General features: G+C 72.2%; 16 protein-coding genes and 1 pseudogene. 6 read left to right on the top strand and 11 right to left on the bottom strand.

Going from position 1 to position 20,866, the window contains the following annotated elements; genetic code table 11:
* The first annotated feature begins 6 nt into the window (after positions 1-6).
* From AC507J_RS27220 to AC507J_RS27205, 4 genes are all read left to right on the top strand, one after another.
* A complete protein-coding gene (locus tag AC507J_RS27220; RefSeq protein WP_496292453.1) occupies positions 7-1,026 on the top strand; it encodes a TAXI family TRAP transporter solute-binding subunit in 1,020 nt (339 codons plus the stop codon).
* A 62-nt stretch (positions 1,027-1,088) separates the two neighbouring features.
* On the top strand, positions 1,089-3,749 hold the full coding sequence (locus tag AC507J_RS27215; RefSeq protein WP_496292451.1) for a sensor histidine kinase: 2,661 nt from the start codon (positions 1,089-1,091) through the stop codon (positions 3,747-3,749).
* Complete coding sequence (locus AC507J_RS27210; RefSeq protein WP_496292449.1) at positions 3,746-4,138, top strand: roadblock/LC7 domain-containing protein; 393 nt, start codon at positions 3,746-3,748, stop codon at positions 4,136-4,138. Before AC507J_RS27215 ends, AC507J_RS27210 begins: the two co-directional genes overlap by 4 nt.
* Positions 4,135-5,181: a TAXI family TRAP transporter solute-binding subunit gene (locus tag AC507J_RS27205; RefSeq protein ID WP_496292447.1), complete on the top strand. Its 1,047-nt coding sequence runs from the start codon at positions 4,135-4,137 to the stop codon at positions 5,179-5,181. Before AC507J_RS27210 ends, AC507J_RS27205 begins: the two co-directional genes overlap by 4 nt.
* Positions 5,182-5,282: 101 nt before the next feature.
* Here AC507J_RS27205 and AC507J_RS27200 read toward each other — a convergent pair whose 3' ends face one another.
* The 10 genes and pseudogenes from AC507J_RS27200 to AC507J_RS27155 form a co-directional block, all read right to left on the bottom strand.
* On the bottom strand, positions 5,283-6,092 hold the full coding sequence (locus AC507J_RS27200) for an ABC transporter permease (RefSeq protein WP_496292445.1): 810 nt from the start codon (positions 6,090-6,092) through the stop codon (positions 5,283-5,285).
* Between the two features lie 9 nt (positions 6,093-6,101).
* The gene (locus AC507J_RS27195) at positions 6,102-6,896 is read right to left on the bottom strand and encodes an ABC transporter permease (RefSeq protein WP_496292443.1); all 795 of its coding nucleotides are present in this window, start codon (positions 6,894-6,896) and stop codon (positions 6,102-6,104) included.
* Positions 6,897-6,920: 24 nt separating this feature from the next.
* Entirely contained in the window at positions 6,921-7,853 is a 933-nt protein-coding gene (locus AC507J_RS27190) for an ABC transporter ATP-binding protein (RefSeq protein ID WP_496292441.1), read from the bottom strand.
* Between the two features lie 86 nt (positions 7,854-7,939).
* Complete coding sequence (locus AC507J_RS27185; protein WP_496292439.1) at positions 7,940-8,476, bottom strand: hypothetical protein; 537 nt, start codon at positions 8,474-8,476, stop codon at positions 7,940-7,942.
* 4 nt (positions 8,477-8,480) lie between these two features.
* On the bottom strand, positions 8,481-10,361 hold the full coding sequence (dnaG, locus tag AC507J_RS27180; RefSeq protein ID WP_496292437.1) for a DNA primase: 1,881 nt from the start codon (positions 10,359-10,361) through the stop codon (positions 8,481-8,483).
* Between the two features lie 75 nt (positions 10,362-10,436).
* A pseudogene (locus AC507J_RS27175) lies at positions 10,437-10,828 on the bottom strand (MmyB family transcriptional regulator).
* Positions 10,829-11,002: 174 nt separating this feature from the next.
* The gene (locus AC507J_RS27170) at positions 11,003-12,649 is read right to left on the bottom strand and encodes a BCCT family transporter (protein ID WP_496292435.1); all 1,647 of its coding nucleotides are present in this window, start codon (positions 12,647-12,649) and stop codon (positions 11,003-11,005) included.
* A 176-nt stretch (positions 12,650-12,825) separates the two neighbouring features.
* Entirely contained in the window at positions 12,826-13,671 is an 846-nt protein-coding gene (locus AC507J_RS27165; protein ID WP_496292433.1) for a siderophore-interacting protein, read from the bottom strand.
* A 16-nt stretch (positions 13,672-13,687) separates the two neighbouring features.
* On the bottom strand, positions 13,688-14,911 hold the full coding sequence (locus tag AC507J_RS27160) for a deoxyguanosinetriphosphate triphosphohydrolase (RefSeq protein ID WP_496292431.1): 1,224 nt from the start codon (positions 14,909-14,911) through the stop codon (positions 13,688-13,690).
* The gene (locus tag AC507J_RS27155; protein ID WP_496292429.1) at positions 14,908-15,261 is read right to left on the bottom strand and encodes a VOC family protein; all 354 of its coding nucleotides are present in this window, start codon (positions 15,259-15,261) and stop codon (positions 14,908-14,910) included. The genes AC507J_RS27160 and AC507J_RS27155 overlap by 4 nt, the downstream gene beginning before the upstream one ends.
* Positions 15,262-15,557: 296 nt before the next feature.
* Between AC507J_RS27155 and AC507J_RS27150 the strand changes: the two genes are divergently transcribed.
* A complete protein-coding gene (locus tag AC507J_RS27150; RefSeq protein ID WP_496292427.1) occupies positions 15,558-16,058 on the top strand; it encodes a roadblock/LC7 domain-containing protein in 501 nt (166 codons plus the stop codon).
* 38 nt (positions 16,059-16,096) lie between these two features.
* Here the strand turns inward: AC507J_RS27150 and ppdK are convergent, their stop codons facing one another.
* Complete coding sequence (gene ppdK, locus AC507J_RS27145) at positions 16,097-18,823, bottom strand: pyruvate, phosphate dikinase (protein WP_496292425.1); 2,727 nt, start codon at positions 18,821-18,823, stop codon at positions 16,097-16,099.
* A gap of 482 nt (positions 18,824-19,305) precedes the next feature.
* Here ppdK and AC507J_RS27140 point away from each other — a divergent pair.
* Positions 19,306-20,866 (top strand): beta-N-acetylhexosaminidase (locus AC507J_RS27140; RefSeq protein ID WP_496292514.1); only part of this gene is annotated, 1,561 nt, incomplete at its 3' end.

The raw sequence follows: 20,866 nt of genomic DNA, 5'->3' as shown, positions 1-20,866 counted from the left end.
GCGACAGTGAGACGGATCAACGTGCGGTTCGCGGCGGGGCTGGGGGCACTCACCCTGGTCGCGACCGGAGCCGCTGGCTGCGGCGGCCGTCAGGGCTCCGCGGCCACGGACGACACCGCGAGCGCCGTCACCTGTGAGGTGGCCGAGAACACCCGGGTCGGCATCGCCACCGGCAACGCCACAGGGGTCTACTACGTGGTCGGCAACGCACTGGCCGGTCAGCTCGCGGACAGCACCGGCGGCCGGCTGACCGGCACCGCGGCCGAGACCGGTGCCTCGGTCCAGAACATCGAACAGCTCGTCGGCGGCCAGTACGACGTGGCGTTCTCCCTGTTCGACACGGCGGTCAACGCGGTGCAGGGCAAGGGCAGCTTCACCGCACCACAGCCGGTCGAGGCCCTGGCCCGGATCTACGACAACTACACCCAGGTGGTCGTCCGGGCCGACGCGGGGATCAACTCGGTGGCCGACATGAAGGGCAAGAAGATCTCCACCGGCTCCCCCAAGTCCGGTACCGAGGTCATCGCCAACCGGCTGCTGGAGGCCGCCGGCCTCGACCCGGCCGCCGACATCCAGGCCCAGCGGCTCGACCTGACCAAAACCGTCGAGGGCGTCAAGGACGGCACCGTGGACGGCTTCTTCTGGTCCGGCGGCCTGCCCACCGGCGGAATCACGGACCTGTTCACCACCGCCGGCGACAAGGTGAAGTTCATCGACATCACGCCGCTGCTGCCCAAGATGAGCGAGCTGAACCCCGCATACCAGGCCGGCACGATCGGCAAGGACATCTACACCACCGCCGGGGACACCCCGACCATCGTGGTCCCGAACGTGTTGCTCGTCCGCAAGGACCTCGACGCCAACGTGGCCTGCGCCATCACCCGGACCGTGTTCCAGCGCAAGGACGCGCTGGCCCAGGCGAATCCCGCGGCCAACGGCATCGCCCTGGACAGCGCCCGCAAGACCGACCCGGTCGGCCTGCACCGGGGCGCGGTCAAGGCACTACAGGACCTCGGCGCGAGCTGACCAAAGGTGACCGGGCCGGGTGCTGACGCCCGGCCCGGTCGCCCCGACTCCGGGAGAAGCCCGTGCCGCTGTCCACCCTGGCCCGCGTACGCCGGCACAACCGTCCGACCGGGCACACCGACCGGCTCTGGTCGGTCCGTACCCAGCTACTCGCACCGATCCTGGTCGCCACCGCCGGTCTGGTCGTGCTGGGCGCGATCCAGACCAGCGACGCGCTCTCCGCCTCCGCCGACGCGCAGCGCGCCCGTACCCTGGCCGGCACCGCCACCGCCACCGTCTCCCTGGTCCACGAGCTGGAGCGGGAACTCGGTGAGACGGCCGCGCTGCGGCAGCGCGGCGGGACGTCCGGCCGGCCGCTGGTCGACGCCCAGCGGCGCCGGGTGGACGCGGCCGCCGAACGCTACCGCTCCGCCAGCTCGGACGCCCGTACCGCCGCGCCCGGGCTGGGTCGGGCCCTGGACGGCGTGACCGAACACCTCAACCAACTCGACGAGGCACGGGTCGCCGCGCTGCGCGCCGACACCGCCGACGGCGTCTACGTGGCCCTGGCTGAGTCGCTGCTTGTCGTCGCCGACGCGCTCCCCGCCCAGTTGCGCGACCCCGAGCTGGCCAACCGCGCCCGCGAGGTGGCCGCGGTCGCCGCCCAGGAGCACCTGGCCTCGCTGGAACGTGACCTGCTCCGGACCATCTTCGTCCGGGGCAGCCTGGCCGAGGGCGAGCTGGCCAGGCTCGGCCGGCTACGCGGCGCGCAGGAGCAGCGGCAGGCCGAGTTCTCCCGGATCGCCGGGGAACCCGCCACGGCTGCGCTCACCCGCCTGCTCGCCGGCACCGATGTCTCCACCGCCCGGCGGATGCGGGACAGCGCGTTGAACGCCGAGGCCGAGCCGGCCGCGCTCGCCACCGACGGCGACGCCTGGTACGTGGCGCAGAGCGGCGCCATTCGCCGGCTCAACCTGCTGGGCCGGGAACTCTCCGCCGAACTCGACCGCCGCGCCGTCACGCTGGCTGCCGAGGCCCGGCAACGGGCCCTGGTCACCGGCGGCTCCGCCGGCACCCTCGCGCTGGTCTCGCTGGCCGCCGCCGCCCTGCTGGCGGTACGCACCAGCCGCCGGCTGCGCCGGCTACGGGTGGCCGCGCTCGCCATGGCACACCGGGAGCTGCCCGAACGGATCACCGCGATCTCGGCCGGCGACAGCAGCCGGGCGGAGGGACCAGCGTCGCAGCTCACCGCGGGGATCAGTCGCGGGCGGGACGAGATCGCCCAGGTGGCCGAGGCGTTCGACACCGTGAACCGGGCCGCGCTGCGGCTCGCCGGTGAGCAGGCCGAACTGCGGATGGACGTGACCCGGATGGTCGAGGCGCTGGCCCGCCGCATCCGGACGCTGATCACCCGGCAGCTGCGGCTGCTCGATGAGTTCGAGCGGGAGGAGACCGACCCGGACGCGCTCGACCGGCTCTTCGCGCTCGACCATCTCGCCGCCCGGATGCGGCGTAACGGGGAGAACCTGCTGGTCCTCGCCGGTGGTGAACTGGGCCGCTCACACGAGGGGCCGCACCTGCTGGCCGACGTCGTACGCGGTGCCGCCTCCGAGATCGAGGAGTACGCCCGGGTCGAGATCGACGTACCCACCGTCGCGGTGCACGGGTCGGCGGTGGGCAACCTGGTCCACCTGCTTGCCGAGCTGCTGGAGAACGCGACCGCGTACTCACCGCCCCAGGCACCTGTGCACGTGGACGGCCGACGTACCGTCGACGGGCTCACCGTACGCGTGCACGACCAGGGCATCGGCGTCGGCAACAACCGGCTCGCCGAGATCAACGAACGGCTGCGGGCACCCGCCATGCTCTCCAGCGCGGCGGCCGGCAGCATGGGGCTGCACGTGGTGGCGCACCTGGCCGCCCGGCACAGCATCCAGGTACGGCTGCACAGCACCGGTGGCGGCATGGTGGCCCAGGTGGACGTGCCGGAGGCGTTGCTCACCCGGGCCGAGGAGATCAACGGCCGACCCACCATCGGTCCCCGGTCCGCCCCGTCGACCGCCGGTGCCTGGTTCCGGCCGCGGGCCGGCGAGCCCGTGCCGACACCGCCCAGAGCGGACCTGGTGACCACCGCGCCGGACCGGTTCAGCGTGCACCAGGCCCCGACGATGACCCTCCCGGTGGTACGCAACAGCACCGCCGGGGCCAGCTGGTCCGGTCCGGCACCGGACCGGCCGCCGGCCTGGACGGCCAACGGAGCCGCGACGGCCAACGGGCCCGGCACCTGGACCTCGACGGCCAACGGGCCGGGAAACGGACCAGCCACCGCCAACGGGCCAGCTACCGCCAACGGGCCGGCGAACGGACCAGTTACCGCCAACGGGCCGGGGAACCGGCCGGTCACCGGCCATGGGCCGACGGCCGGGAACGGGCCGGTCACCGGGAACGGGCCAGTCACCGGAAACGGGCCAGTCACCGGAAACGGGCCGACGGCGGCGAACGGTGCGGCCGGTCAGCCGGCGTGGGCACCCGGTGCCCGGCCGCCCGGGACGACCACCACCGGCCTGCCCCGACGGATCCGCGGCGATGGCTTGCAGGCCGAACTGCAGGACCTGCCGACCCAGCAGGCCGCCAGCGACCTGCTCGACCCCGAGGTGGTGCGGGCCCGGCTGTCCGCCCTCTCCGCCGGGGTCGCCTCCGCGATGCGACGTAACCAGACGAAACCGACCGGGAGGCCCGAATGATGACCAACGTCAGCCCCGGACTCGACTGGCTCCTGGCGAACTTCGCCGAGCAGGTCCCGGACGTGTCGCACGCCCTCGCCGTTTCCGGAGACGGACTGCGGCTGGCTGCCTCACCCCACCTCTCCACCGACCAAGCGGACCAGCTCGCCGCCGTGATCAGCGGCCTGGCCAGCCTGACCGTCGGCGCCGCACGACTGATGTCCGCCGGCCGGGTCCGGCAGCAGATCGTCGACATGGACGGCGGTGTGCTGCTGGTGATGGCGGTCGGCGACCGGGCCCTGCTCGGGGTGCTGGCCGCCTCCGGCTGCGACCTGGGCCAGATCGGCTACGAGACGGCCACCCTGGTCCAGCGGGTCGCCGAGGCCCTGGAACCGGCGGTCCGGGCATGAGCGCGGACCGCAGTCGGATGCTGCCTCATGGCGGCCCGCAGCGCCGACGGAGGGCCGGCATAAGCGGGCGACGGCGGCTGGGGGCGGCACTGCTCACGGTCGGGTTGCTGGTCGGGCTGACCGCCGGTTGCGGCAGCACCGAGGAGACTCCGCAGCCGAGCCCGTGGCACGACGGTCGGATCTTCCTGGCCACCGGCAACACCACAGGCGTCTACTACCAGCTCGGCGGCGGATACGCCGACGTCATCAGCCGCCACCTGCCCGGCTACGAGGCGCGCGCCGAACCGACAGGTGCCTCCGGGGAGAACATCACCCGGCTGGTCGAGGGCGACATGGAGATCGCCTTCAGCCTGGCCGACACGGCTGCGGACGCCACCGCCGGACGCGGGGCCTTCGCCGGTCGACCCCAGCCGGTCCGGGCCCTGGCCCGGGTCTACAGCAACTACACCCACGTGATCGTCCGGGTCGACGCCGGAATCACCGACCTGGCGGCGCTGCGCGGCAAGCGGGTCTCCACCGGTTCACCCAAGTCCGGTACGGACGTCATCGCGGGCCGGCTGCTCACCGCCGCCGGACTCGATCCGGAGCGGGACGTACGCCGGACCCGGTTGTCGCTGCCGGAGACGGTGACCCGGATGCGGGCCGGCACCCTGGACGCGATGTTCTTCTCCGGCGGGCTGCCCACGCCGGGCATCGCCGACCTGCTCAATGGTGCCCGGAACCGGTTCGCCCTGCTGCCGGTCGCCAACCTGATCGAGCCGCTCAGCGCCACCCACGGATCCGTCTACACCACCGCCGAGCTGCCCCGGAAAACCTACGACACGGCCGCCGCCACCCCGACCGTGACCGTGGCCAACGTGATCCTGGTCAGCGCGGACATGCCCGACCAGCTGGCGTACGACCTGACCCGGCTGCTCTTCACCTACCAGGCCGACCTGGCGGCGGCCCACCCCGAGGCCCGCAACTTCGACCGCCAGAGTGCCTCCTCCACCGACCCGATTCCCCTGCACCCCGGCGCCGCCCGCTACTACCAGGGCAGCTGACCCCTCCCCAACCCGGTTGACCATGAGGTTAGCGGCAGCAGTTGATCTTCAAAGTGCCGCTAACCTCATGATCAACGCGGTGGGGTGGGGTGGTGGGGGGGCTAGCGGTAGAGGAGGCGGGTCATTCGGCGTGAGGCGATCAGTAGGCCGACCGCCAGCATCAGGAGCAGGTAGGCCACGTCGAGCAGCATTCCCCGGTCGGCCGTGCCGACGGTCAGCCCGCGGATCAGGTGCACCGCCCGGTAGAGCGGGGTCACCTCGACCAGCCAGCGCAGCAGGGCCGGGTACGCCTCGGCGGGTACGAAGGTGCCGGAGAAGAGGAAGAGCGCGAACTGGGCCGAGTTGATCAGGTCGAATTCCTGCCAGCTGCGCATGAATGTGGAGATCGCCATGCCGAGCGCGCCGAACGCGAAGCCGACAAGCACCGCCGCCGGAAACGCGGCGAGCGCGCGGGCGGGCGTGGTCAGGTCCATCACCACCATCACCACCAGGAACGCGGCAGAGTACGCGCTGCCCCGCAGCATCGCCCAGGCCAACTCGCCGAGGGCGATCTCGAACGGCCGTACCGGGGTGGCGATCACCCCGTCGTACAGCTTCATGTACTTCATTTTTCCGAAGAAGTTGAATGTGGTCTCCGCGAGCGCACCGGTCATCGCCGACGAGGCGAGCATGGCCGGGGCGACGAAGGCCGCGTACGTGACGACCGCACCGCCGGGCAACGTCAGGTCGCCGATCAGCGCACCCACCCCGACGCCGATCGACAGCAGGTAGAGCAGCGGCTCGACGAAGCCGGAGATGAGCAGCAGCCAGTAGACGGACCGCAGGGCCGCGACATTGCGCCCGGTCACCGACGCGGATCGCCGCGACGCGGCGGCGACGTCGACCAGCCGGGGCAGCACCAGGTTGACCATGAACCCCTCCTAGACGACGAGCTTGCGGGCGAAGGCGCGCCGGGCGAGCAGCCAGCCCACGACCGTCCAGGCGGTGAGGTAGCCCAGGTGGCCGGCGACCGACCAGTGCGGGGCCACGCCGAGCACCGCCGCCCGGCACAGATCCACGGCGTGCCAGAGCGGCGTGGCGTACGCGAGCCAGCGCAGCACCAGCGGCAGCGACTCGACCGGGAAGAACACCCCGGCGAAGAGGGTCATCGGGATCACCGCGAAGCGGAACAGCATCGCCAGCCAACTGTCCGAGTCGACCGACGCGGCGTACGCGAAGGTGGGTGCGGCGACGGCAAGCGCGAGCAGCGCCACCACCGGCACGGCCAGCACCGCCCACGGCGACCGCAGCGCCCCCAGCGCGCCGGTCACCAGCAGGAACGCGGTGATCGAGGTCAGCACCCGGAACAGTACGAACGACAGGTGACCGGCGAGGATGTCGCCCACTCGCAGCGGCGACGAACGCTGCCCGTAGTAGATCTTCTGCCACTGGAGGTTACCGAACACCGGCCACGTCGACTCCGCGACCGCCACCTGCAACGCCGTCGACGCGAGCAGCCCACCGACGATCCATTCCAGGTAGGAGACGCCACCGACGCCCTGGTCGATGTAGGAGCCGACGCCGACGCCGAACCCGAGCACGGTAAGCGTGGGCAGCAGGAAAGACGAGAAGACACCGGACCGCCAGGTGCGCCGGTAACCCACCAGGTGGTATTCGAGCACCGTCAGGGCCGGCACCCGCGGCAGGGTGGGTCGGTCCCGGGTCAGCTGTGCCATGGCAGCACCCTTTCCAGTCCTGGGTCAGTCGACGAGGGTGCGGCCGGTGAGGTGCAGGAAGACGTCCTCCAGGCTGCTGCGCCGGACCAGCACGTTGGCCGGGCGCAGGCCGAGCGCGGCCACCTCGGCCACCGCCGCGTCACCGTCGGGCACGTAGACCAGAATCCGGTCGGGCAGCACCTCGACCCGTTCCGCAAGGGCGTCCAGCTTGCCGGCGAACGCCTCCTGCGAGTCGCCGGCGAAGCGCAGCTCGACCACCTCGCGGGTGGCGTGCCGCTCGATGAGCGCGCGCGGTGACCCCTCGGCGACGATCCGCCCGCCGTCCATCACAACCAGGCGGTCGCAGAGCTGCTCGGCCTCGTCCATGTAGTGCGTGGTGAGCACCAGCGTGACGCCTTGCCGCTTGAGCCGGAACAACCGTTCCCAGACCAGGTGCCGGGCCTGCGGGTCGAGGCCGGTGGTCGGCTCGTCGAGGAGCACGATGTCCGGCTCGTTCACCAGCGCGCGGGCGATGGTGAGCCGGCGCTTCATGCCGCCGGAGAGGGGCTCGACCTTGCTCTCCGCCCGCTCGCTGAGCTGCACGAAATCCAGCAGCTCGGCGGCCCGTGCCCGGGCCACCCGGCGGGGGATGCCGAAGTAGCGGGCGTACGTGGTGAGGTTCTCCCGGACGGTCAGCTCGGGATCGAGGTTGTCGAGCTGGGGGCAGACGCCGAGGCGGGCCCGGATGCCGGGGCCGTCACGCACCGGATCCATGCCGAGGATGCGCAGCTCCCCGGAGCTGGGCGGCGAGATGCAGCCGATCATCCGCATGGTGGACGACTTGCCGGCGCCGTTGGGGCCGAGGAAGCCGAACGCCTCACCGGGACTGACCGCCACGTCGATGCCGTCGACGGCGGTGAAGTCGCCGAACCGCTTGACCAGCCCCCGCGCCTGGATGAGTGGTTGTGCCATGGTCACCCCCGGACCCTAGACAGCCGGTCCGACACTTCCCACCGAGTTTCCGGTCCGCCGGGCGGCCCGGGGCTACCGCGGCGAGCGGCGGGTCACAGGTCCGAGGGCGTCGTCGCGGTGCGGGCCGCCGCCACCAGGCGGCCCGTTTCGTTAACCACGTCCTCGTCGTCGCCGGGGGTGCCGGGGTCGTAGTGGACCATCCAGGTGAGACCGTCCGCGCCGGGCACCCGCCGACCGACGATCCGGCCGGACCCGCCAGGCAGGGCATGATGCTGGGTGTACGCGACGGACCTGGTGACCCGGGTGCGTACCTGGTGCGGCAGTTCGCCCGGATCGAGCAGCAGGTAGCTCTCGGCCGGGCGGTCGGCGATCACCAGGTAGCCGTCGCGCTCGGTCACCCGTTCACCCGGGGTGACGCGCAACTCCCGGCCGGACCAGACGGCCTTGACGATCTCGTGCCAGCCGAGCCGGTGGCCCCGGCCGGGCAGCCAGAGCCCGAGGTTGCTGGCGACCACCACCCCGTCGCCCTCGCCGTTGCCGGCGGCGGCCCAGGCCAGCACCCGCTCGTCGCGGTCCAGCGGGGGGCGGGCGGCCGAGGGCAGCTTGGGCCGGCGGCGGAACAGTCCCATGTTTCTACAATCCTCCCGCTGCCTGCTCGCGCAGGGCTCGGGCGTGCTGCTCCAGCGAGAGCAACTCGCCGAAGGTGGCGAAGTACTCGTCCTTGTTGTTGACCGGATTGATCCGCTGGATCCGCGACTTCAGCTCGCGGATCCGGGCGGTCACCGAGCCCCACTGCAACCGGGCCATGGTGACCGAGACGTACCGGGGATCCGGGTCGCCGTCGATCCGCAGCGGCTCCACCGCCAGCTCGCCGACCAGGGCCTGGGCCGCGAGGTCGGCGCAGGCGTCGCGGACCGCCTCGATCCACACCGCGCCACCGGTGGCCGCCGCCGCCCCACCGGCCGCCGTGATCGCGGCCCGGACGACCACGTGCACCGGGTGCCGGTAGTCGGTCGCCTCGACGGCGTCGAACATCGGCCCGGCCAGCACCGGTTCCTGGAGGGCCAGCTTGAGCGCCTCCCGCTCGACCATCGACTGCGGGCTGTCCACTGTCGGTTCGGCCCGGGCGGGCCGCGCCGGCCCGTCCGCCGGTCGGCCCGAGGCGGCGGCCAGCACCGCCCGCTGCACCGGCTCGATCTCCATCCCGAGGTCACCGGCGAGCTTGCGGACGTACTCGGGGCGCTTCTCCTGGTCCTTGAGCTTGGCCACCAGCGGCGCGGCGCGGCGCATCGCCTCGACCCGGCCGTCGACGGTGTCCAGGTCGAACCGGCTGATCACGTGCCGCAGCGCGAAGTCGACAAGCGGCTCGCGGCGGGCGACCAGGTCGCGGACGGCCAGGTCGCCCTTTGCCAGGCGCAGCTCGCACGGGTCCATGTTGTCCGGGCTGACCGCGATGAAGGTACGCCCGACGAAGCGCTGGTCGTCCTCGAAGGCGCGCAGCGCGGCCTTCTGCCCCGCGGCGTCCCCGTCGAAGGTGAAGATGATCTCGCCCGCGACCGCGTCGGTGTCCAGCAGCAGCCGCCGCAATACGCCGATGTGGTCGGCGCCGAAGGCGGTGCCGCAGGTCGCCACGGCGGTCGGTACGCCGGCCAGGTGACAGGCCATCACGTCGGTGTAGCCCTCGACCACCACCACCCGGCCCTGCTTGGCGATCTCCCGCTTGGCCTGGTCGATGCCGTAGAGCACGTGCGACTTCTTGTAGATCGGCGTCTCGGGGGTGTTCAGGTACTTCGGGCCGTCATCGTCGTCGAAGAGCTTCCGGGCGCCGAAGCCGATCACGTCGCCGGTCAGGTCGCGGATCGGCCAGAGCAGCCGGCGCCGGAACCGGTCGATCAGGCTGCCGGAGCGCGCCGGCCGGGACAGCCCGGCGGTGACCAGTTCGTCGTGGCTGAAGCCGCGCTGGCGCAGGTGCCGGGTGAGCGGATCCCAGCCCTCGGGGGCGAACCCGCAGCCGTACCGCTCGGCGGCGGCCCGGTCGAAGCCCCGCTGGGCGAGGAACTCCCGGGCGGTACGCGCCCCGGCCGTGGTCAACTGGGCGGTGTAGAACTCCACCGCGGCGGCGTGCGCGGCGACCAGCCGCTGCCGCTGCCCCTGCTGCGGCCGGTTACCGCGCGGCGCGGACTTGTCGTCCTCGACGTAGCGCAGCTGCAACCCGGCCCGGTCGGCGAGCCGCTCCACCGCCTCCACGAAGCTGAGATGCTCGGCGTCCATCAGGAACTTGATGGCGTCGCCGCCGGCCCCGCAGCCGAAGCAGTACCAGACGTTACGGGCCGGCGAGACGTTGAACGAGGGACTCTTCTCGTCGTGGAACGGGCAGAGCCCCTTGAGGTTGCCGGCGCCGGCCGACTTGAGCGTCACCGTGTCGGAGATGACCTCGGCGATGGAGGTACGCTCCCGGACCAGCGCGATGTCCTCGTCCCGGATCCGCCCCGCCATGCCGCCACCCCCTCGCATACATCCTGCCCTGCCCGCTCCCGCGGGTAAGGAAGGGCCCCCTGTTAACGCCTCCGGTAGAGGAAGGGCCCCTTCTTAACAAAGCCGATCAACAACGCCCACCGTCAGCGGGCGCGCTCGCGAGGCGAGCAGGGCCAGTCGCTCGGCGTCGGCGCTGCCCGGTGCGGCGGTGTAGGCGATCAGGATCGGTCCGGTACGTCCCGGCGGCGTACAGGCGTCCCAGTCCAGGCGCAGCTCGCCGACCTGTGGATGCGTGAACGCCTTGCTGCCGTGGACCGACTCGCGTACGTCGTGGCGGGCCCAGAGCTGCCGGAACTGCTCACTGCGGGGCTGAGCGTGCCGACGATCTCCTGGGCGCGCGGGTGCTCCGGATCGGCGGGGACCGCAGCCCGCAGGAAGCCCAGGTAGCTCAGCACCGTCTCGCGCCAACCGGGACAACGGTCCGGCGCCTCGGCATGGATGAACATGTCGATCAGTACGTTGCCCGGGCCGCGGCTCACCGGCGTCACGTACCTCTGAGGCCGCGTCGACCGACTGATGTTAAGAAGGGGCCCTTCCTATACACGAGGCGTTAAGAAGGGCACCTTCCTTACACTTGGGCGCGGCCAGCTGCGCGGCCAGCTGCGCGGTCAGCTGCGCGGTCAGCTGCGCGGTCGGCGACGCAGGTAGCGCCGGACCGGGGGTGGGTCCTCCTCCTCGTACGACCGGGCGGTGCGCACCGCCTCGGCCAGACCGTGCCGGCGGGTACGCGCCGGCACGGCGAGCAGCGGATCCTCGGCCATGTCCTTGACCAGCGCGGCGGCCAGACCGAGCATCACCAGCACGAACGGCAACGCGATCATGATGGTGGCCTGCTGGAGGGCGTCGAGCCCACCGGCGAGCAGCAGCACCGCGGCGACGGCACCGATCAGGATGCCCCAGAGGACCACAAGCACCCGGTGCGGTCGCAGCGCGCCTCGGGAGGTCAGCGAGCCGAGCACCAGCGACGCGGAGTCGGCGCTGGTGACGAAGTAGAGCGCGACGAGCACCATGGCCAGCACGCTTGTCAGCGCCGCCAGCGGCAGGGCGTTGAGCAGCCCGAACAGCGCCTGCTCGCTGCCGGCCGCGGCGTCCGCGACCAGGTCACGGGCCCCGGTGGCCTGCACCCGCAGCGCGCTGCCGCCCATGATCGCGAACCACACGGCGCTGGCGCCGCTGGGCACCAGCAGCACCCCGATCAGGAACTGCCGGACGGTGCGGCCCCGGGAGATGCGGGCGATGAAGGTGCCGACGAAGGGCGCCCAGGAGATCCACCAGGCCCAGTAGAAGATCGTCCAGCCGCCGAGCCAGGCGTGGTCCGAGAACGCCCCGGTGCGGGTGGACATGAAGACCAGGTTGCTCAGGTAGTCGCCGATCGAGGCGGGCAGCACCTCAAGCGTGTAGATGGTCGGGCCGACCACGAAGACGAAGAACATCAGCGCGACGGCCAGCACCACGTTTGTGGTGGAGAGCCACTTGATGCCCCGGTGCAGCCCGGAGAAGGCGGAGATCACGAAGGCCAGGGTGAGGGCACCGATCACCACCACCTCCACGGTGGTGGTGTCCGGTATGCCGGCGACCAGGTCCAGCCCGGCCGCCACCTGGAGGGCACCGAGACCGAGGCTGGTGGCCGTCCCGAAGACGGTGGCGAAGACGGCCAGCAGGTCGATCACCCGGCCGGCGGCGCCGTCGGCGTGGTCGCCCAGCACCGGCCGGAACGCTGCGGAGATCCGGTTCTGCCGGCCCCGGCGGAACGTCGAGTACGCCAGGGCCAGCGCCACCACCGCGTAGATCGCCCACGGGTGCAGGGTCCAGTGGAAGAGCGTGTACTGCATGGCCGCTGCGGCGGCCGGGCCGGTCTGCGCCTCGACGCCGGTCGCCGGCGGCGGCGTGGCGTAGTGCTGGATGGGCTCGGCGACGGCGAAGAAGACCAGCCCGATGCCCATGCCGGCGCTGAACATCATGGCGATCCAGGCCAGCGTGGTGAACTCCGGCTCGTCGTCGTCCCGGCCGAGCCGGATCCGGCCGAACCGGGACAGCGCCAGCACCACCGCCAGCACCAGGAAGGCGTTCGCCGCCACCACGAAGAACCAGCCGAAGGTGTCGATCACCCAGGCCAGTCCGGACTCGCCGACGCTGGCCAACGACTCGCGCGCCAGCACCCCCCAGACCACCACGGCGAGCACCCCGCCGACGCTCAGCCCGAGCACCACCCCGTCGAATCTCTCGCTCGCGCCGGCGGTCCGCTCCTCGTCGACCTGCTCGCTCATGGTCACCCCTGACCATCCTCCTGTCCCGGTGCCCGCGTGACCCGAAGTTCCGGCAAATCACGCCCGACCAGCCGCTTCCGGCGGCTGTCGGACGTAATGGGGTGCCACGTTGCCGGTTATCGGCTGCCAGGTCAAGGGAAACCGGACGGAGACGTCAAGGAAACCGGGCGGTGACGTCAAGGGAGCGGGGCGGAGACCTTGCCCTGTTCGTCGGCCTCGACCTGGCGGTTCCAGTCCGGCTTGCTGGCCCGCCAGCCCTCGTCGTCCACGCCCAGGCGCCAGTAGCCGGAGATCGACAGCCACTCGCGCGGCACACCCCGCTCCACCCGCAGCAGCCGGCGCAACTGGCGGACGAAGCCCGCCTCGCCGTGCACGAAGGCGTGCACCGCGCCGGGTGGGAAGTCGAGCCCGCGTACCGCCGCCACCAGCGCCTCGCCGACCGGGCGTCCGGCGCGGTGCAGCCAGGTCAGGCGGACCACGCCGGGACTGGGCAGGGGCTGCTCGTCGGCCGGACCGTCGACCTCGACGAAGACGTGCGCGGGCGCGTCGACCGGCAGCCGGGCCAGGGCGGCGGCGATCGCCGGCAGCGCGCTCTCGTCGCCGACCAGCAGGTGCCAGTCCGCCTCCGGGCTCGGCGCGTACGCCCCGCCGGGCCCGGTGAAGAGGACCTCGTCGCCGGGTCGCAACCCGGCGGCCCACGGGCCGGCCAGCCCCTCGTCACCGTGGTGCACCACGTCGACCGTCATCTCGCCGGCCGCCGCGTCCCAACCCCGCACCGTGTACGCCCGCAACCGCGGCCACTGCTCGCGCGGCAACTCGCGGCGGATCGCGGCATAGTCCATCGGGCGCGGATAGTTCACCCCGGCGACCGGAAACACGATCTTGATGTAGTGGTCGGTGTACTCACCGACCGGCAGACCTGCCAGTTCCTCGCCACCGAGCACCAACCGGACGACGTGCGGCGTGGGCCGCTCGGTGCGCAGCACGCGGGCGGAGGTGACTGTCTTCGGGCGCTCCGTCATCAGCCCAGGCTAACCATCAGGGCAGCAGGCGGGCGTGCCAGGCCGTCGCGGCCGGGTCGGTCAGCGAGGCCACCTGGTCGACCACCACCCGCAGCCGGGCCGCGTCGTCCGGGGCGGCGCGCCACAACGGGGCGAAGACCGGATCGAGCACCTCCGGCGCCCGCTCGGTCAGCACCCGGATCAGGTCGGTGAGGATCTCCCGCTGCCGTTCGTAGCGGCCCTGGGCGTCGGCGCGGCGCATCACGTACCGCAGGGCAATGCCCTTGAGCAGCGCGCACCGGGCGCGCAACGGCCGGGGTACGACGAGGTCGGCGGCGTAGCGCCGATGCGGTCCGGTACCGAACCGGTCGGTGGTGGCGGCGACCGCGGTCGCCACGAAACGTCCGGTCAGCACGCTCGTGGTGGCCTTGAGCGCGGCCTGGGCGCGGTGGCTGCCGTCGTAGCGGGCCAGCGGGGCGAGCACCGGATCGGCGAGCAGGTCGACAAGCACCTCGTCGAGGTAGTCGGGCGACTCGATCGAGTAGACGGCGGCGACGTCGGCGCAGAGACCGGCCCGTTCGTCGGCGTCGGCGAGCAGCGGCTCCAGCGTCAGGTATCCGCCGTGGATGGCGTCCTCCACGTCGTGCACCGAGTACGCCACGTCGTCGGCCCAGTCCATTACCTGCGCCTCCAGGCAGCACCTGTCGCCGGCCGGGGAGCCGGACCGCAACCAGGCGAAGACGGGCAGGTCGTCGGCGTACACCCCGAACTTGCGCCGGTCCGGCCGGCGGGGCCACGGATACTTGGCGACCGCGTCGAGCGAGGCACGGGTGAGGTTCAGCCCGGCGGATTCGCCGTCCGGGCCGTACACCTTGGCCTCCAGGCGGGTCAGTACGCGCAGCGTCTGCGCGTTGCCCTCGAACCCGCCGCAGGCCGCCGCGGCCGCGTCCAGGGCGGTTTCGCCGTTGTGCCCGAACGGCGGGTGCCCGAGGTCGTGCGCCAGCCCGGCGGTGTCCACCACGTCGGGGTCACAGCCCAGCCGCGCGCCCATCTCCCGGGCGATCTGGGCCACCTCAAGCGAGTGGGTGAGCCGGGTACGCAGGAAGTCGTCAGTGCCCGCCGTGTGCACCTGGGTCTTCGCGGCGAGCCGGCGGAAGGCCGCCGAGTGCAGCACCCGGGCCCGGTCCCGCTGGTACGGCGAACGACCGTGGCCGGCGTCCTTGACCGGCTCGGCCACCCGCCGTGCCGCGTCAGCGGTCAATCCGCACGCTGCCGCAGTACGCAGAACTCGTTGCCCTCCGGGTCGGCGAGCACAGTCCAGTCGTCACCGTCCTGGCCCACGTCGACGTGCCGGGCACCCATGTCGACAAGCCGTTCCACCTCCGCCTCCCGGTCGGCCGGGCGCAGGTCGAGATGGAGCCGGTTCTTGCCCTCCTTAGCACCGTCCACCGGCACGAAGACGATGCCGGGCAGCCGGTCGGCGGACTGCCGGATCTCCACCTCGTCCGGCCGTTCGGTGACCACCTGGTAGCCCAGCGCCTCGGCCCACCAGCGCGCCAACCGGGCGGGGTCCCGGGCGTCGATGGTCAGGCTCTGCCAGACGCTGGTCATGCCGGCACCGCCGTCCGGACAACGGCGGGAGTCTGCTTCGACAGCTCGGTACGCGCTCTCATCCGGCCACCCCTTCGTGAAGACGGTCCTCGGGCGAGATCAGGCTACGCCCGGCCGGGCCGGACGGCGCGACGACGAAGTGCGCCCCGAGGGGCGGCATCCCCCGATCAGTCGAGAGTTGTCGACCGATTGCCGACAGTCACGGGATCGCGCGGATTGTCGCCGACAGGTAACGTTTCCATCGCGGAAAGTCACCTGTTGAGACGGAGTCACGACCGGCGGGGAGAGACACGCACGTGGACGCGGAAACGATGATGGGCACCGAGTTGCGAGGGCTACGCCAACGGCGGCCCGAGGTCGCCGGCACGCTCCTCGCCGGCACGGACGGTCTGCTGATCTCCACCGACCTGCCCGCCACGGACGCCGCCCACCTGGCCGCGCTGGCGGCGGCCAGCTTCGGCCTCGGCCACCGGATGGCGGCCACCATCCGGCAGGGCGAGTTCCACGAGTCGGTGGTGCACACCGCGGCCGGTTGCGTGGTCACCTATCCGGCCGGGCAGGACGCCCTGCTGACCCTGATCGCCACCCCCGGGGCCGATCTCGCCGCGTTGCGGGAGGAGGCACGGGCGGTGGCCGACCGGGCTGGCCCGATGCTCGCCGCCCGACGCCATCCCGCGTCGGCACTGCGCCCGCCGGACCCGCACGCCCCGCTGGCCGTGCGCACGCCGATGTCCACCCTGCCGGTCCAACGCCCACGCCGGGACCCGCACATCACTTGGCGACGGCCCCCGATCTGAGCCGGGCCGACGAACGAGGTGTTCGCCGGCCCGCCCACTCAGCGGCTGTCCGAGCCGGCCGTCACCACCGCGGCTCGCCCCGCCTCCAGTCGGGCCACCGGCACCCGGAACGGCGAGCAGGAGACGTAGTCCAGCCCGACCGAGTGGAAGAAGTGCACCGAGTCCGGATCACCACCGTGCTCACCACAGACGCCGAGCTTCAGCCCGGGACGGGCCGCCCGCCCCTCCTCCGTCGCGATGCGCACCAGCCGGCCGATCCCGTCGGCGTCGATGGACTCGAACGGTGAGATGCCGAAGATGCCCAGTTCCAGGTAGCGCCAGAAGAAGGCACCCTCCACGTCGTCGCGGGAGAAGCCCCAGCCCATCTGGGTCAGGTCGTTGGTGCCGAAGGAGAAGAACTCCGCCGCCTCGGCGATCTGGCCGGCGGTCAGCGCCGCCCGGGGCACCTCGATCATGGTGCCGATCAGCACCTCGACCTCGCTGCCGCCGACCACCTCGGCGATGATCTTCTCGGCCTCGGCGCGTACCGTCTCCAGCTCCTGCACGGCACCGACCAGCGGGACCATGATCTCCGGGCAGGCGCGTACGCCCTGCCGGGTGCACTCCACCGCGGCCTGGGTGATCGCGCGGACCTGCATCGCGAAGAGGCCGGGGATGACCAGGCCGAGGCGTACGCCGCGCAGCCCCAGCATCGGGTTCTCCTCGTGCATCCGGCGGACCGCGGCGAGCAGCGCCTCCTCCTTGGCCACGTCCTCGCCGCGTTCCTGCGCCACGGCGACGTCGACGGCGAGCTGCTCCAGCGGCGGCAGGAACTCGTGCAGCGGCGGGTCGATCAGCCGGACGGTGACCGGTTGCCCGTCCATCTCCCGGAAGATCTCCATGAAGTCCGCCCGCTGCAACGGCAGCAGCGCGGCCAGGGCGTTCTCCCGTTCGGCCGGGTCACGGGCCAGGATCAGCCGCTCGACCAGCTCACGCCGGTCGCCGAGGAACATGTGCTCGGTGCGGCACAGCCCGATGCCCTCGGCACCGAAGCGCCGGGCCCGCGCCGCGTCCGCGCCGGTGTCGGCGTTGGTCCGGACCGCCAGCCGCCGGGTGGCGTCGGCGTGCGTCATGATCCGGTGTACGGACCGTACCAGCGGGTCGTCGATCGTCTCGGGGTCGAGTTCGCCCTCGAAGTAGCGCACCACCTCCGACGGCATGACCGGCACCTCGCCGAGGTAGACCTTGCCCGTGGTGCCGTCGATGGAGACCACGTCGCCCTCGTTGACGGTCCGCCCGTCGACGCTGAACCTGCGCTGCGGTACGGCGATGTCCAGCTCGTCGGCGCCGGAGACGCAGGTCTTGCCCATCCCCCGGGCCACCACCGCGGCGTGGCTGGTCTTGCCGCCCCGCGAGGTGAGGATGCCCCGGGCGGCGATCATGCCGTTCAGGTCGTCCGGGTTGGTCTCCCGGCGGACCAGGATGACGTCCTCGCCCTGGCCGGCCAGCTCGACCGCGCGGGCCGAGGTGAACACCACCTTGCCGACCGCCGCACCGGGCGAGGCGCCGATGCCGGTGGCGACCGGCTGGAAGTCGTGGTCGAGCGCGAACCGGGGAAACATCAGCTGGGCGAGCTGGGCGCCGTTGACCCGGTGCAGGGCCTCGTCGAGGTCGATCAGCCCCTCGTCGACGAGCTGGCCGGCGATGACGAACGCGGCGGCGGCCGTGCGCTTGCCGACCCGCGTCTGCAACATCCACAGCTTGCCGCGCTCGATTGTGAACTCGATGTCGCAGAGGTCCCGGTAGTGCTGCTCCAGGCGGGCCATGTAGCTGAGCAGTTCGTCGTAGGAGGTCTTGTCGATCCGCTCCAGCTCCTGCAACGGCACCGTGTTGCGGATGCCGGCGACCACGTCCTCGCCCTGGGCGTTGGCCAGGTAGTCGCCGTAGATGCCCTGCGCGCCGCTGGCCGGGTCGCGGGTGAAGGCGACCCCGGTGCCGGAGTCCGGGCCGAGGTTGCCGAAGACCATCGCCACCACGTTCACGGCGGTGCCGAGGTCGGCCGGGATCCGCTCCTGCCGGCGGTAGATCACCGCCCGCTCGGCGTTCCACGACTCGAAGACCGCGCGGATGGCCAGGTCGAGCTGCTCGCGCGGCTCCTGCGGGAACTCCCGCCCGGTGTGCTTGCTGAAGATCTTCTTGTACGTGTCGACCAGCCCGCGCAGGTCGTCCGCGTCCAGGTCGAGGTCGCTGGTGGTGCCCTTGACCCGCTTGGCCTCGTCGATGGCGTGCTCGAACTCCTCGCCCGGCACGTCGCAGACGGTCTTGCCGAACATCTGGATCAGCCGCCGGTACGAGTCCCAGGCGAACCGGTCCGCCCCGCCGGAGCCGGCGTCGCCGCTGGCCTGTCGGGCGAGTCCGGCCACGCTGCGGTCGTTGAGTCCCACGTTCAGGACGGTCTCCATCATGCCGGGCATGGAGAACTTCGCCCCGGAACGCACGGAGACCAGCAGCGGGTCGTCTGGGTCGCCCAGGCGTCGACCCATCTCCTGCTCCAGCGCCGCCAGGTGCGCGGCGATCTGGTCGGCCAGCCCTGCCGGCTCCTCGCCGGTGGCCAGGTACGCCTTGCACGCCTCGGTGGTGATCGTGAAGCCGGGCGGGACCGGCAGGCCGAGATTGGTCATCTCGGCCAGGTTCGCCCCCTTGCCGCCGAGGAGGTCCTTGAGGTCCTTGTTGCCCTCGGCGAAGTCGTAGACGTACTTGTGTTCGACCGTCCTGTGCGCTGTCACCAGAGCCTCCCACGCGCCCGGATTGACACTTAACGAGGGTTCAGTTTTTTGATACCCCGAAGCCGACGTCCGACAATCCGGGGGGCGATGCAGATCGGTGGGCGAAGGTTAAGCGAACTCCGCTCGACCCGGGACCATTCGGTGACAATAGGCACAGCAATCCCGAGGATCGACGTTCATGACATTTCCTGGGAACGTTTCCACGCGCACGAATACGCAATCCGCGACCTCCCGTACCCTTGACGACACGCAGCGTCACCGACGCGCTTTTGCCATTACCGCCGCGAATACACCCCCTCGGAGCCGCCGCCGTGTCCTCGCCGTCCAGCACCGTCCCGGAGCCGCGTCACCCGTCCCGCCCCGCCGACGCCGACCCGGCGGCCCAGGAGTCCGCCGCCGCGCTGGTGGCACCGGGCTCCGCCGCCAGCACGGCGGCACCGGCGTCGGAGACCGCGCTGGCGGCGCCGGGGTCGGAGACCGCGCTGGCGGCGCCGGGGTCGGAGACCGCGCTGGCGGCGCCGGGGCGTACCGCCGGCGAGCTGGCCGGGGCGGCGGAGCGGGAGGCGGCGGCGCGGCTCGCCCCGCCGGCCCCGGTCCGGCTCGGCGACGTGCTGCCCGCCCCCGAGCGGGTCAGCCCGGATCCCACCGCCGACCACCTGCTCCGCGCCGACACGGTGATCCGGGTCAGCGCCGACCCGGCCGCGCTTGCCGTCGGCGAGCAGCTCGCCGCACTGCTACGCCCGGCCACCGGCTACCCGCTGCCGGTCACCGACACCGCGATGCCGACGCCGGCCGGCGGCATCGCCCTCGACCTGGCCGGCGACGACGAACTCGGGGCCGAGGGCTACCGGCTCGACATCGCCACCGACGGGGTACGCATCCGCGCCGCCACCGCCGCCGGCCTGCACCACGGGGTGCAGACGCTGCGGCAACTCCTGCCGGCCGCGATCGAGAACCCGAACCCGGTCGCTGCGCGCTGGGTGCTGCCCGGCGGGTCGATCGTCGACCGGCCGCGCTACCCGTACCGGGGCGCGATGCTCGACGTCGCCCGGCACTTCTTCGGCGTACCCGAGGTGCTCCGGGTCATCGACCACCTGGCCCGGTACAAGCTCAACCACCTGCACCTGCACCTCACCGACGACCAGGGCTGGCGGATCGCGGTCAACTCCTGGCCGAGGCTGGCCACGGTCGGCGGGGCCGGTGCGGTCGGCGGTGGCCCCGGCGGGCACTACACCCGGGCCGACTACCAGCGGATCGTGGCGTACGCGGCGGCCCGGCACATCACCGTGGTGCCCGAGATCGACCTGCCCGGCCACACAAACGCCGCGCTTGTCGCGTACCCGGAGCTGGCGCCGGACCGGGTGGCACCGCCGCCGTACACCGGCACCGAGGTCGGGTTCAGCTACGTCGACCCGGCCAGCGAGCGGACGTACGACTTCGTCGCCGACGTGCTCGGCGAAATCGCCGCCCTCACTCCCGGCCGGTGGCTGCACATCGGCGGCGACGAGGCGTTCAAGGTGCCCGCCGAGGAGTACGTCCGCTTCGTCGAGCGGGTGCAGCGGATCGTCGCCGGGCTGGGCCGACGCATGATCGGCTGGCACCAGATCGCCCCGGCCACCCACGCCGACGGGCGCGTCCTCCAGTGGTGGGGCACCAACGGCGACGACCCGGTCACCGCCGAGGCGGTACGCCGGGGTGCCAAGCTGATCCTCTCCCCCGGCAACCACGCCTACCTGGACATGAAGTACGCCCCGGACACTCCGCTCGGGCACGACTGGGCCGGCCTGATCAACGTGCACCGGGCGTACGACTGGGACCCGGGTACGCACCTGACCGGGGTACCGGCCGACGCGGTGCTCGGTGTCGAGGCGCCGCTCTGGACCGAATCGGTGACCACTCTCGCCGAGATCGAGTTCATGCTGTTCCCCCGGCTGCCGGCCATCGCCGAGCTGGGCTGGTCCGCGCCGAGGACACATGACTGGGATGCGTTCCGCGCCCGACTGGCCGGCCACGGCCCCCGCTGGACCACCGCCGGCATCACCT

It is taken from the genome of Micromonospora sp. PRAS1 (assembly GCF_059553435.1).
The sequence above is the reverse complement of the archived record's forward strand: the minus strand, read 5'-3'. Positions and strand labels throughout refer to the sequence as shown.

What these genes read in the sequence shown, in the direction of transcription:
- AC507J_RS27165 (WP_496292433.1), bottom strand. Translation starts at nt 13,671, where the DNA reads ATGACGGAGCGCCCGAAGACAGTCACCTCCGCCCGCGTGCTGCGCACC.
- AC507J_RS27170 (WP_496292435.1), bottom strand. Translation starts at nt 12,649, where the DNA reads ATGAGCGAGCAGGTCGACGAGGAGCGGACCGCCGGCGCGAGCGAGAGA.
- AC507J_RS27195 (WP_496292443.1), bottom strand. Translation starts at nt 6,896, where the DNA reads ATGGCACAGCTGACCCGGGACCGACCCACCCTGCCGCGGGTGCCGGCC.
- dnaG (WP_496292437.1), bottom strand. Translation starts at nt 10,361, where the DNA reads ATGCGAGGGGGTGGCGGCATGGCGGGGCGGATCCGGGACGAGGACATC.
- AC507J_RS27155 (WP_496292429.1), bottom strand. Translation starts at nt 15,261, where the DNA reads ATGACCAGCGTCTGGCAGAGCCTGACCATCGACGCCCGGGACCCCGCC.
- AC507J_RS27210 (WP_496292449.1), top strand. Translation starts at nt 3,746, where the DNA reads ATGATGACCAACGTCAGCCCCGGACTCGACTGGCTCCTGGCGAACTTC.
- AC507J_RS27200 (WP_496292445.1), bottom strand. Translation starts at nt 6,092, where the DNA reads ATGGTCAACCTGGTGCTGCCCCGGCTGGTCGACGTCGCCGCCGCGTCG.
- AC507J_RS27185 (WP_496292439.1), bottom strand. Translation starts at nt 8,476, where the DNA reads ATGGGACTGTTCCGCCGCCGGCCCAAGCTGCCCTCGGCCGCCCGCCCC.
- AC507J_RS27205 (WP_496292447.1), top strand. Translation starts at nt 4,135, where the DNA reads ATGAGCGCGGACCGCAGTCGGATGCTGCCTCATGGCGGCCCGCAGCGC.